The 11840-nt window shown below is 61.0% G+C and carries 10 protein-coding genes; 5 read left to right on the top strand and 5 right to left on the bottom strand.

Annotation, left to right across the window (positions count from 1 at the left end):
- The first annotated feature begins 62 nt into the window (after nucleotides 1-62).
- On the top strand, nucleotides 63-923 hold the full coding sequence (locus OC605_RS00400; RefSeq protein ID WP_186566323.1) for a DUF2242 domain-containing protein: 861 nt from the start codon (nucleotides 63-65) through the stop codon (nucleotides 921-923).
- Nucleotides 924-1312: 389 nt separating this feature from the next.
- Here OC605_RS00400 and OC605_RS00395 read toward each other — a convergent pair whose 3' ends face one another.
- Both OC605_RS00395 and OC605_RS00390 read right to left on the bottom strand, forming a co-directional pair.
- Nucleotides 1313-2353 carry an AraC family transcriptional regulator gene (locus OC605_RS00395; protein ID WP_133336882.1) on the bottom strand — a complete coding sequence of 347 codons (1041 nt, stop codon included), beginning with the start codon at nucleotides 2351-2353 and terminating at the stop codon, nucleotides 1313-1315.
- A gap of 3 nt (nucleotides 2354-2356) precedes the next feature.
- Complete coding sequence (locus OC605_RS00390; protein WP_262136013.1) at nucleotides 2357-3487, bottom strand: nitrilase-related carbon-nitrogen hydrolase; 1131 nt, start codon at nucleotides 3485-3487, stop codon at nucleotides 2357-2359.
- Between the two features lie 208 nt (nucleotides 3488-3695).
- On the opposite strand from OC605_RS00390, the gene OC605_RS00385 reads away from it, so the two are divergent.
- The 3 genes from OC605_RS00385 (at nucleotide 3696) to OC605_RS00375 (ending at nucleotide 7607) form a co-directional block, all read left to right on the top strand.
- Nucleotides 3696-5735: an NADPH-dependent 2,4-dienoyl-CoA reductase gene (locus OC605_RS00385; protein ID WP_262136012.1), complete on the top strand. Its 2040-nt coding sequence runs from the start codon at nucleotides 3696-3698 to the stop codon at nucleotides 5733-5735.
- Nucleotides 5736-5860: 125 nt separating this feature from the next.
- Entirely contained in the window at nucleotides 5861-6784 is a 924-nt protein-coding gene (locus OC605_RS00380; protein WP_262136011.1) for a 1-aminocyclopropane-1-carboxylate deaminase/D-cysteine desulfhydrase, read from the top strand.
- A gap of 256 nt (nucleotides 6785-7040) precedes the next feature.
- A complete protein-coding gene (locus OC605_RS00375) occupies nucleotides 7041-7607 on the top strand; it encodes a hypothetical protein (protein ID WP_262136010.1) in 567 nt (188 codons plus the stop codon).
- Nucleotides 7608-7691: 84 nt separating this feature from the next.
- Here OC605_RS00375 and phnX read toward each other — a convergent pair whose 3' ends face one another.
- Both phnX and OC605_RS00365 read right to left on the bottom strand, forming a co-directional pair.
- Nucleotides 7692-8519, bottom strand: a complete 828-nt coding sequence (gene phnX / locus OC605_RS00370; RefSeq protein WP_016770551.1) for a phosphonoacetaldehyde hydrolase — start codon at nucleotides 8517-8519, stop codon at nucleotides 7692-7694.
- Nucleotides 8520-8660: 141 nt separating this feature from the next.
- The gene (locus tag OC605_RS00365; RefSeq protein WP_262136009.1) at nucleotides 8661-9770 is read right to left on the bottom strand and encodes a 2-aminoethylphosphonate--pyruvate transaminase; all 1110 of its coding nucleotides are present in this window, start codon (nucleotides 9768-9770) and stop codon (nucleotides 8661-8663) included.
- A gap of 113 nt (nucleotides 9771-9883) precedes the next feature.
- Here OC605_RS00365 and OC605_RS00360 point away from each other — a divergent pair, with 113 nt between their 5' ends.
- Nucleotides 9884-10750: a LysR substrate-binding domain-containing protein gene (locus tag OC605_RS00360; RefSeq protein WP_125927383.1), complete on the top strand. Its 867-nt coding sequence runs from the start codon at nucleotides 9884-9886 to the stop codon at nucleotides 10748-10750.
- Nucleotides 10751-10875: 125 nt separating this feature from the next.
- Here the strand turns inward: OC605_RS00360 and OC605_RS00355 are convergent, their stop codons facing one another.
- Entirely contained in the window at nucleotides 10876-11748 is an 873-nt protein-coding gene (locus tag OC605_RS00355) for a LysR family transcriptional regulator (protein WP_024013451.1), read from the bottom strand.
- Nucleotides 11749-11840: the final 92 nt, after the last annotated feature.

Raw genomic sequence — 11840 nt, 5'->3', positions numbered from 1 at the left:
GCGCCATGGGGCGGCGATCTGTTGCACAATACGCCCCGGACTGTTTTCCCTCAGGATGTTCAATGTTGATTTCCACTCCCATGCGTGTTGTCGGGCTGGCGCTTTTGTTGACTGCGGTGGCCGGTTGTTCGAAGGACAAGCCGATCTATGAGCATGAGAACTTCGATGACTCCGGCACCTTTTCGCGCAATTATCCGGTAACCGACACCGCCAGTTGCGAAGCGGCCCGGCGCGCGTTGCTCAGTCAGGGCTACATCATTACCAGCAGTGATCCGAAACTCGTCAGCGGGCACAAGAGCTTCCAGCAGACCGGCGAGACCCATCTCGAGATCAGCTTCAACGTGGTCTGCGCCGAAGATGGCAGCGCCGGGCATCATGCGACGGTGTTCGCCAACGCCCTGCAGGATCGTTATGCGTTGAAGAAGACCAACAATTCCGCCAGCCTCGGGGTTGGTGTGTTGGGCTCGGTGTCGATGCCGATCGGCTCCTCGGATGATTCGATGGTCAAGGTCGCCAGCGAGACGGTCACGGCGCAGAAGTTCTACGAGCGCTTCTTCACTCTGGTGGAGCAGTTCCTGCCCGCCGATGCGAAGAAAGCGGCGCATATCGAAGAAAAACCGAAAACCGACCTCGGCGTGCCTGAGCCGAAGGTGACGCCCGCTCCGGCGCCTGCGCCATTGGTGCCGACACCGGCGGCAGAACCGGCCCCTGCGCCGGCTGCGGAACCTGCACCAGCCCCGGCTGAAGCCGCGCCGGTGAGTTCCGAGCCGGTGGCACCGCCAGCGGAGTCGACGCCGATTACGCCTGCGCCAGCGCCTGTGGAAGAGCCTGCGCCGGCCAGCGAAACTATCACGCCACCGACCAATCCGGATATTCCGCCACCGTCCGAGCCGATTCCGGCGATGCCTGCGTCGGGCCAATAAGAAACCAAGCGAGACCCAGTGGGAGCGAGCCTGCTCGCGAATGCGTAGTGTCAGTCGACAGATGGTCAGACTGACACACCGCATTCGCGAGCAGGCTCGCTCCCACAGTGGTTTTCGGGTTGGCTTAAGATCTGGTTACATACCTGCGACACCATCGCCGCGATAAATCCCCAGCCACCTGCTACGTTTTATTCATGAAGGCCGCGTTTCACTTTTCCTTCACACGGGCACTTTATGCTCGGGGCACAGGTCGATTGATCAGGCCATTTTCACAGCGAGCGGTTTGGGGGATTTATACGATGGACGAGTATCAGGAAGAATTGCTCGAATACCAGGCCTTTGAGCTGGATCAACCAGAGCCTGCAGACGACGCGACGGAGCTCTGAGCTTCAGGCTCCCGAGCGGTAATTTCGTCGGGATTCGCCGGGCGTCTGCCCGCTCCAGCGTTTGAATGCACGCTGGAAGGCTTCAGCTGAGGCGAAGCCCAGCAGGTAGGCGATCTCGCCGAACGCCAGTTCGGTGTCGCGGATGTAGGTCATTGCCAGGTCGCGGCGTGTGTCATTGAGGATCGCGCGAAATTGCGTGCCTTCCTCTGCTAGTTTGCGCCGCAGGGTCCAGGTTGGCAGTTTCAGGCGTGCCGCGACTTCCTCGAGATCCGGCTCGCGGCCGCCGTTGAGCAGCGGGCCGAGCAACTGAGTGATGCGCTCGCGCAGGCTGCGGGTGCGGGTCAGTTGTTCCAGCTCCCGCTCGCACAATTGCAGCAGATGTCGCCAGGTGCTCGGACAATGTTCGGGATTGCGCAGGGCAAGGCTGTTCAGGCTCAGGCGCAGCTGATTGCGTTCGGCGCTGAACTGGATCGGGCAGTCGCCAAACATTGTGTAGGCGTCGCGGTAATCCGGCGCTTCGAATTCGATTTCGATTCTCTCGGCGCGCAACGTTTCGCCGCACAGGCTCGACAACTGATGCAGCCAGCCGGCGAGGATCGAGTCGACCACGAAGCGGTTATAGGCGTTGTACGGGCTGATCGAGTAGAAGCGCAGCCACGCACCGTTGGCATCTTCGTGAAAACTGGACTGCCCGCGATAGTTGGAGCCGTAGAGCGGCTCGAAGCGCGTCAGGCAGCGGGCTGCTTCACGCACGGTGGGCGCTTGCGCCGCAGTGATGCCGGCCAGACCGGCCTGATTCAAGCGGATCATCCGGCCCATGCGCAGGCCCAGAGCCGGATCGCCGGTGAGTTGAATCGCTGCATGGCCCAGGCGCATGTATCGCGGGATCGACAAGCGCGCCCCGGCCTCGGCCAGTCGCGCGGCATCAAGGCCATATTGTTCAAGCAGAGGCAGCGGATCGACGTCGTGGCTGCGCACGGCGTCGGCCAGACTATGGACGAAACCCACCGACAGATCCCCGAGGCGCATCGGCTGCGGCTTCATGGTTTACAGCCAGACGTTCAGCAAGCGCGCACCACGAGCCTCGCCATCGGCGAAATGTTGGCCGTTGCTGCTGAGAAAGCTTGTGCCGGTGCTCGGCTTGTCCCAGAACTGCCCGCGCATGAACACACTGACGCCGGCAATCGCGTGGCTGCTTGGCGGTTGCGCGGTGAGGGTCAGTCGATGCCAGGCTTGACCTTCACTGAGGTCGCCGGGCTTGAGGCTGACCGAGCCCGGCGTGCTCGAGCCCTTGTAGCCACGCCATGGCTTGTCCCAGGCGCCTTGGCCGATAACCTGCGCCGGCACCGCCACCAGTTGCGCGCCTTGCTCATCGAGGGTGCGGTAGTTGGCGGGGTACCAGCTGTCACTGCCGATCAGGATGCCCAGGCGACCGGCCGGTGTGTCGACCACCTGGATGGCGTGTTTGTCTTCGGCCTGAATCACACCTTGCTGATCGAAGGTCGGATGCATCTGCCGTTGCGGCTGGCCCAACGGTACGCCGTCGCGACCAAACACCACGCTGCTGTTGAACAGGGCGCCGCTGCCGGGCTTGAGCCGGCCGTCGCGGATGCTGGGCTCCGGCAGCACGATGGAGCCGGCGACCAGAGTGACCTGGAACTCCTTGGCCAGACCGCCGAACAGCGCCTGGTAATCCTTGGCCATGGCCTTGGCTTTCATCCGCAGATAAGCGTCATCCAGGCGTTGCTCGCCCTTGGCCCGCAGCCACGCTCGGGCAAACAGCAGTGGATTGCTCGCCGCCAGCCAGTTCATTGCCTCCGCCAGCGTTGGCGCCTGATACAACTCGTCTTTCTCGCCGCTGATCATCAGCCAGGTGCCGACGTGCTCGGGCAACACCACCACGGTTTTTTCGTTGAGCAAGCCTTGATCGCGGGCCTGCTGCAAATACGCCGCGAGCTTGCGGTGCAGGCGTGCGGAGCTTTGGTAATCGGTGGGGAACAGTTCGGGCTGAATGCCGAGCAGATTGCCACGGTCGGCGGGCGTGCCCTGATTGACGGCGAGCTTGATGCGCAGGTCCGACAGGTAATGCCCCGCCGGCCGGTCTGCCGCCCACATGGCGTAGGTGGTCAGGGCGGCAACGAGGGCCATGGAGAAAAACAGATACAGAAGTTTGCGCATGAAAACCAACAACAGCCGGGTACAGGATGTGCCGACTAGGGTAGGGCCCATGGCCCGGGTTGCCAAGGGGCGCTGTGCATTTGGATCAATAACTTGTCAGTTACGGTCATTGAGTGACAGCGGTGCGACTCTTAGTCTGTCGAACATGACTGACGGGGGACGCAGAGCTCCCGCAACTTTTCCGTGATCGCTCGTTGTGGAGTTACCGATGACCGCCGCTCATTACCCGCATTTGCTGGCCCCGCTGGACCTGGGATTCACCACGCTGCGCAACCGCACCCTGATGGGCTCGATGCACACTGGCCTTGAAGAAAAGCCGGGTGGTTTCGAGCGCATGGCGGCGTACTTCGCCGAACGTGCCCGTGGCGGTGTCGGCCTGATGGTCACTGGCGGCATTGGCCCGAATGATGAGGGCGGCGTGTATTCCGGCGCGGCCAAGCTCACTACCGAGGAAGAGGCGCTCAAGCACCGCATTGTCACTCGCGCGGTGCACGAGGCGGGCGGCAAGATCTGCATGCAGATTCTCCACGCCGGCCGCTATGCCTACAGCCCGAAACAGGTAGCACCGAGCGCGATTCAAGCGCCGATCAACCCGTTCAAGCCCAAAGAGCTGGACGAAGAGGGCATCGAGAAGCAGATCAGCGATTTCGTCACCTGCTCGGTATTGGCGCAAACTGCCGAATACGACGGCGTCGAGATCATGGGCTCGGAAGGTTACTTCATTAACCAGTTCCTCGCCGCGCACACCAACCACCGCACCGACCGCTGGGGTGGCAGCTACGAAAACCGCATGCGCCTGCCGGTAGAAATTGTCCGTCGTGTGCGCGAAGCGGTCGGGCCGAATTTCATCATCATCTTCCGCCTGTCGATGCTCGATCTGGTCGAAGGTGGCAGCACCTGGGATGAAATCGTCATGCTGGCCAAAGCCATCGAACAGGCGGGCGCGACCATCATCAACACCGGTATCGGCTGGCACGAAGCGCGGATTCCGACCATCGCCACCAAGGTTCCGCGTGCAGCGTTCAGCAAGGTCACGGCCAAGTTGCGCGGCTCGGTGAGTATTCCGCTGATCACCACCAACCGCATCAATACCCCGGAAATTGCCGAGCAGATTCTTGCCGAGGGCGATGCCGACATGGTCTCGATGGCGCGGCCGTTCCTCGCCGACCCGGAGTTCGTCAACAAGGCCGCTGAAGGCCGTGCCGACGAAATCAACACCTGCATCGGCTGCAACCAGGCGTGCCTCGACCACACCTTTGGCGGCAAGCTCACCAGTTGCCTGGTCAACCCGCGTGCCTGCCACGAAACCGAACTCAATTACCTGCCGGTGCAGCAGATCAAGAAAATCGCCGTGGTCGGTGCCGGTCCTGCCGGTTTGTCCGCCGCTACCGTGGCCGCCGAGCGCGGTCATCAGGTGACGCTGTTCGATTCAGCCAGCGAGATTGGCGGGCAGTTCAACATTGCCAAGCGTGTGCCGGGCAAGGAAGAGTTTTTCGAAACCCTTCGCTACTTCAACCGCAAGCTGCAAACCACCAATGTCGAGGTGTGCCTGAACGCACGGGTCGACGTGGCCAAGCTGGTTGAAGGCGGTTACGACGAAATCATCCTCGCCACCGGTATCGCCCCGCGCGTGCCGGCGATTCCCGGCGTCGAGAATGCCAAGGTGCTGAGTTATCTGGACGTGATCCTCGAGCGCAAACCGGTCGGCAAGCGTGTCGCGGTAATCGGTGCTGGCGGGATCGGTTTCGATGTCTCCGAATTCCTCGTTCATCAAGGCGTAGCCACCAGTCTGGATCGCGCGGCGTTCTGGAAGGAGTGGGGCATCGACACGCAACTGGAGGCCCGTGGTGGTGTGGCGGGCATCAAAGCGGCACCGCATGCGCCGGCCCGTGAGGTGTTCCTGTTGCAGCGCAAGAAGACCAAGGTCGGCGACGGTCTGGGCAAAACCACCGGCTGGATTCATCGCACCGGTCTGAAGAACAAGCAGGTGCAGATGCTCAACAGCGTCGAATACCTGAGCATCGATGACCAAGGCTTGCACATTCGCATCGGCGAAAGCGGTGAGCCGCAACTGCTGGCGGTGGACAACATCGTGATCTGTGCGGGGCAGGATCCGTTGCGTGAGTTGCACGATGGTCTGGTTGAAGCCGGGCAGAACGTGCACTTGATCGGCGGCGCGGATGTCGCGGCGGAGCTGGACGCCAAGCGCGCGATCAATCAGGGTTCGCGGCTGGCGGCAGAGTTGTAAGCACATTTTGTAGGAGCTGCCGAAGGCTGCGATCTGTTGATCCTGATTTCAAAAGCAAGATCAAAAGATCGCAGCCTGCGGCAGCTCCTACTAGTATGTGGTCTTTTCCAGATTGTGCAGTGCCCATGCTTTTGCCTCCCCCCAACTGGCTACCCCCGGCCCCTCTCGAACCGCTCTATCTGGGCTGGCTGGCAGACGCCGGCATCGAGGTCGCGATCCTGCGCCTGGACCGCATCGACCCGCTGATCAGCGGCAATAAGTGGTTCAAACTCGTTGAGCATCTCAAAGCCGCCGAGCGTGCCGGCGCCGAGGGCATCATCAGCCTTGGCGGTGCGCATTCCAATCACCTGCACGCGCTGGCGGCGGCGGGCAAACGGCTGGGTTTCAAAACCGTGGGGCTGCTGCGCGGGCACCCGCAGGACACGCCGACAGTGCGGGATCTGCAAGCGTTCGGCATGCAGTTGCATTGGCTCGGTTACGCCGGCTACCGCGCACGGCACGAAGCGGGATTCTGGGTGCCATGGCAAGCGCAATTTCCGACGCTGCATGCGGTGCCCGAGGGCGGTGGTGGACTGGCCAGCGCCTTGGGTTGCGCAGCGATCAGGCAGCAGGCCGAAGAGCAATTGGCCAAGCTCGGCTGGAATGATTTCGACGCCTGGTGGCTGGCCTGTGGCACCGGCACGACACTGGCCGGACTGGCGCTCGCCGAGCAAGGCAAGCGCGTGGTGTACGGTGCTCTGGCAGTGCCGGATGATCACGGCGTAGCGCCGAACATCGAGTCGATCCTCGCGCACGCCACCGAGCCTGCGGCGGACTATCAACTGATCGATGCCAGCCGCGGTGGTTTCGCCAAAGTTGACCAGGCGTTGCTGACCTTCATCAATCAGACCGAGCAAACCAGCGGCATCCCTTTGGAACCGCTGTACACCGGCAAGGCCTTGCTGGCGCTCAAGCAGCATGTCGAGTCAGGCGAATTCGCGGTCGGCACGCGTCTGGTCTTTGCCCACACGGGTGGCCTGCAGGGACGGCGCGGATTTGCAGCGATGTAGCCGATGGTCGCGATCAATACATGCCAACCTGCGGCGTGATGATATTTGCAATCAATCGAAGTGCAAGTTTTACGGTTTATGACTTCGGTTTATTGAAAGTTATTGTTGTGCGTTGGTCTGCGCAGCGTAACTCTATGTTGTTTATATCTTGTGGTTTCTTTTGGTTTGAATAGTTGGTTGTGCGTGATTATTGTCGGGTCGGCTCTTTAGTTTGCTATTAAAGATCAAAACTATATTTATCAATTTGAGTGTGAATATGAAAAGTCCGATCTCGAAGCCTCGCCCTACTACCACTACGTCAAAGCCGGTAACACCAACAAAGCCAGTTGCGCCAACCAAGCCAGTAATTCCAACCAAACCAGTGGCGCCGACCAAGCCGGTAGCGCCGACCAAGCCAGTAGCGCCAACCAAGCCAGTAGCGCCAACCAAACCAGTGGTGCCGACCAAACCTGTGGCCCCGGTTGACACCAAGCGTCCGCCAATGCCATGGCCGACCCTTAACATCAACATCGATCCTGTGGCCTTGATAACGCTGATTCAAACAATTGGTGCGAAAGTCAATGTCGATGGCTCCACCACACTGCCTGACGGCAGCGTAGTCGCTGTAGATAAAACTTCGATCAAGCGTCCCGACGGTATCATTCAATATGAAGACGGCCGGGTAGAGTATCCGGACGGGCGAATCGTCTGGCCGGATAATACCGTTGAATATCCGGATGGCCGTATTGTCTGGGAAGATGGAACTGAACAATTGCCGGACGGAAGTGTTAAACATCCCGATGGTCTTGCGTACGATGCGCAAGGTAACCTTATTTCCGAATAAGTCATAATCAAGCGATGTCTTTACTCAAGACAGTGCAAAAAAAACACCGCTGATTGCAATCAGCGGTGTTTTAGTTTTCCAGCCTCAAGCGTTTTGCGGCATCTCCCCGTTGGCCAGACGCTTGTTGATGTCGGCGATGACTTCCGGCAAATCGCTGATAGTGTCGATCATGTAATGCGGCCGCGAATCTGCGAACAGCGCGTGGATGCGCTTGCGCTCACTGGCGAGTTCATCGCTGCCCAACGCGCGGAAACCTTCATAGTCCAGACCCAACGCGTTGCCCGAGCAAATCAGCGCAACCGTCCACATGCCGGCCCGGCGACCTTCGAGAATGCCCGGCACGGTGTCGTCGATCTTCACGCACGCTGCAACATCGTCGATGCCCAGAGCGATCACGTTGGCCAACGCCTGCGCCGGCCATGGACGACCGTTGGGCACTTCGTCGGTCGCGACCACGTGGTCGGCGACGTAGCCGTTGCTGGCGGCGAGTTCGACGACTTTGTCCATGACTGCTTTCGGGTAGCCGGAGCAGGAACCGATCTTGATGCCTTGCGCGCGCAGTTGGGCGATGGCGTCCAGCGCGCCGGGAATCAGGGCCGAGTGCTCGGCGATTTTCTCGATCTGCAGCGGCATGAAGCGGTTGTAGATAGCGGTAACATCATCGTCGGTCGGCGTGCGACCGAATACCTTGCGATAACGCTCGGCCACTTGCGGCTGATCACAGAGGGTGCGGATGTGGTCCCACTTGCCCATGCCCATCGGGCCACGGGCCTCTTCAATCGACACCTGCACATCGAACTCGGCGAAGGCTTCGACGAAGATCTGCGTCGGCGCGAACGAGCCGAAATCGACCACGGTACCGGCCCAGTCGAGGATCGCGGCTTGCAGCTTGCTTGGATTGGTGTAGTTCATGGCGTGAATTCCTGATTTGAATATGAGATCAAAATGTGGGAGCGAGCCTGCTCGCGAAAGCGGTCTGACATCAGCCTATGTGTCGCCTAAGACGACGCTTTCGCGAGCAGGCTCGCTCCCACAGGGGATTTATGGTGAGGCTCAGATGCCGAGCACTTCCATTTCGCGCAGCACTTCACCCACTGCTGCTACGGCCTGGCGCATTTCGTCCGGGGTGACGTGGCCGATGCAGCCGACGCGGAAAGTTTCGACCTGGGTCAGTTTGCCGGGGTAGAGGATGTAACCCTTGGCCTTGACCCGCTCATAGAAGTCCTTGAACTGGTAGCGCGGATCCTGCGGGGCATGGAACGTGGCGATGATCGGCGCCTGAATCGCCGCCGACAGGAAGCTGCGCAAGCCGAGCTTGTTCATCTCTTCCATCAGCGCCTGACAGTTCGCCGCATATCGCGCATGCCGCGCCGGCAGGCCGCCTTCTTCGCTGTATTGCAGCAGTGCTTCGTGCAGCGCCGCGACCACATGGGTGGGCGGGGTGAAGCGCCATTGCCCGGTTTTCATCATGTAGGCGTGCTGGTCGTACAGGTCCATCGCCAGCGAGTGCGAGTTGCCAGCCGCGGCGGCCAGCGATTCCTTGCGGGCGAAGACAAAACCCATGCCCGGTACGCCTTCCAGGCACTTGCCGGAGGCGGCGATCAGCGCGTCGAACGGTACGTTTTGCGCATCCACGGGCAATGCGCCGAATGAGCTCATGGCGTCGATGATCAGACGTTTGCCGTGTTGCGCAACGACCTCGGCGATTTCTGCCAGCGGATTGAGAATGCCGGTGCTGGTTTCGCAGTGGATCAGCGCCACGTGCGTAATGTCAGAGTCGGCGCGCAGCAAGCGGTCGACGTCGGCGGCGGTGGTCGGTTCGTCTTCGGCGGTTTCGAAGGTGCTGAACGACCGGCCGAGCACTTCGCAGATCTTCGCCAGACGCTTGCCATACGCGCCATTGATCAGCACGAGGATTTTGCCGTCGCGCGGCACCAACGTGCCGATCGCCGCTTCGACAGCGAAGGTGCCGCTGCCCTGTAACGGTACGCAATGGTGGCTGGCGGCGCCGTTGAGGATGGCCAGTAATTGCTCGCACAGGCTGGCGGTCAGCTGGTTGAAGCGGTCATCCCACGAACCCCAGTCGACCATCATGGCCTGACGGGTGCGGGCCGAAGTGGTCAACGGGCCGGGAGTGAGCAGAATCGGTGCGGCGGTACTCATTCGTGTGTCCTCGCGAAAACGCTGTGGGATGAAGCTACGGGGCCTACGTTGCAATTCGCCGTTGCATCAATCAAATTGTTTGTTGTTATGCCAGCCATCAGTGAGGGTTATCCATGAACCTGTTTCAGCTGCGCGCCTTCGATGCCGTGGCCCGCGAAGGCAGCTTCACCCGCGCGGCTGCGCGGTTGTTCATCAGCCAGCCGGCAGTCACCGGACACATCAAGGCACTGGAAGAGCATTACCAGATCACTTTGCTGCGGCGTACCGCGCGACGGGTGGAATTGACCGAGGAGGGCACCAAACTGGCAGCGATCACCCGCGCCATGTTCGGCCTGGCGGAAGAAGCGCAGACGCTGCTCGAGGCCAATCGGCAGTTACTGACCGGGCGTCTGGAGGTGGCGGCGGATGGGCCGCACATGGTCATGCCGATGCTGGCAAGCCTGCGCGCACGCTATCCGGGCATCACCGTCAACCTGCGTCTGGGCAACGCGCAGGAAACCCTGGCGGCGCTGTTGTCGGAACACGCCGATGTCGCGGTGCTGACCGAGGTCGAGCCGCGCAAGGGCCTGCATCTGCAAGCGCTGAGCGAATCGCGGATCTGCGCGCTGGTGCCGGCGGGGCATCGCTGGGCGAATCGCTCAGGCGAAGTGAAACTCAAGGAGCTGGACCAAGTGATCATGGTCCTGCGCGAGCCGACTTCGATTACCCGGCGCACGTTTGACCAGGCGTGTATGCAGGCGTCGATTCAGCCGCGGGTGTTGCTGGAGCTGGACAGTCGCGAGGCGGTGACCGAAGCGGTCGCGGCCGAGTTGGGGGTCGGTGTGGTGTCATCGGTGGAGGTCAGTCATGACCCGCGCGTGGTGGCGGTCCCGATTGGCGGGGAAGGGCTGGTGAACCGGCACATGATTGGCTGCATGGAGCGCCGGCGCGAGTTGCGCCTGATTCAGGCGTTTTTTGATCTGGCGCCAGCCGCACCGTGATCGTTCCCACGCTCTGCGTGGGAACGCAGCCCGGGACGCTCTGCGTCCCATCCAATAGCCGAACGCGGAGCGTCCGTTGAGGCATTCCCACGCAGAGCGTGGGAACGATCAGGACAGGGAGTGAGTCAGGTCAGGCTCTCGCGAACCATATCGAGAAACGTCGCCACCACCCGCCGCGAACTCTGTTCGCGCAAGCACACCAGGGTTTCGGTCAGGCGCCTCGTGCAGTCGGTGATCGGCAACGCGCAGACCCGTGAGTCGGCGCCGAACTCCGCCGCTGAAACCACACCAACTCCGATCCCCACCACCACGGCTTCGCGCGCCGCTTCCCGACCTTCAACCTGAATTGCCGGGCGAATGCGCAAGCCCGCTCGAGCCATTTCCTCTTCCAGGGTCTGCCGGGTTACTGAACCGATCTCACGCAGCACCAGTGGCGTGTCATCCAGATCGGCCAGACAGATCGATTCGCGCTCGGCCCACGGATGATTGCGCGAAACGAACGCCACCATCGGATCGTTGCGCAACGGCACGCACAGCAAGCGTTCATCGGTCACGTCGCGGCCGAGCAGCGCCAGATCGGCCTGATAGTTGAACAGGCGAAACAGCGATTCATCGGTATTGCCGGTTTCGATTTTCACGCTGATGCCCGGGTAGCGTTCGCAGAACCGTGCGATCTGCGGCAACACGTGGATCGGCGCGTCCACCGCGAGAATCAGGCTGCCGGTCTGCAGGGCCTGGGATTCCTGCAGCAATTCCTGCGCTTCGGCTTCGATCACGAACAGGCGCTGGGTGATCGCCAGCAGGCGCTCGCCCAGGTCGGTCAGGCGCACGGAACGTTTATTGCGGTGAAACAGCAGCACGCCGAAGCGTTCTTCGAGTTTGCGTACCTGGTCGGAAATCGCTGGTTGCGTCAGATAAAGCCGCTCGGCGGCGCGGGTGAAGCTGCCATGGACGGCCACCGCGTGGAACGCTTTGAGTTGGGCGTGAGAGACGGACATGGTGGCTCCAGTAACAAGCTCAGCTTATGTGTGAAATACGATAAATCGATTTTATTTATTAAACAGTAATTGCTTTGATCGGCTCACGCCAT

It is taken from the genome of Pseudomonas sp. Marseille-Q5117 (genome assembly GCF_946901175.1).
GTDB lineage: Bacteria > Pseudomonadota > Gammaproteobacteria > Pseudomonadales > Pseudomonadaceae > Aquipseudomonas > Aquipseudomonas iranensis.
Note: the sequence above shows the minus strand (reverse complement) of the source record. Positions and strands in the feature narration are given on the sequence as shown.

Coding starts and splice junctions, on each gene's coding strand:
- OC605_RS00400 (WP_186566323.1), top strand. CDS start 63: ATGTTGATTTCCACTCCCATGCGTGTTGTCGGGCTGGCGCTTTTGTTG.
- OC605_RS00395 (WP_133336882.1), bottom strand. CDS start 2,353: ATGAAGCCGCAGCCGATGCGCCTCGGGGATCTGTCGGTGGGTTTCGTC.
- OC605_RS00390 (WP_262136013.1), bottom strand. CDS start 3,487: ATGCGCAAACTTCTGTATCTGTTTTTCTCCATGGCCCTCGTTGCCGCC.
- OC605_RS00385 (WP_262136012.1), top strand. CDS start 3,696: ATGACCGCCGCTCATTACCCGCATTTGCTGGCCCCGCTGGACCTGGGA.
- OC605_RS00380 (WP_262136011.1), top strand. CDS start 5,861: ATGCTTTTGCCTCCCCCCAACTGGCTACCCCCGGCCCCTCTCGAACCG.
- OC605_RS00375 (WP_262136010.1), top strand. CDS start 7,041: ATGAAAAGTCCGATCTCGAAGCCTCGCCCTACTACCACTACGTCAAAG.
- phnX (WP_016770551.1), bottom strand. CDS start 8,519: ATGAACTACACCAATCCAAGCAAGCTGCAAGCCGCGATCCTCGACTGG.
- OC605_RS00365 (WP_262136009.1), bottom strand. CDS start 9,770: ATGAGTACCGCCGCACCGATTCTGCTCACTCCCGGCCCGTTGACCACT.
- OC605_RS00360 (WP_125927383.1), top strand. CDS start 9,884: ATGAACCTGTTTCAGCTGCGCGCCTTCGATGCCGTGGCCCGCGAAGGC.
- OC605_RS00355 (WP_024013451.1), bottom strand. CDS start 11,748: ATGTCCGTCTCTCACGCCCAACTCAAAGCGTTCCACGCGGTGGCCGTC.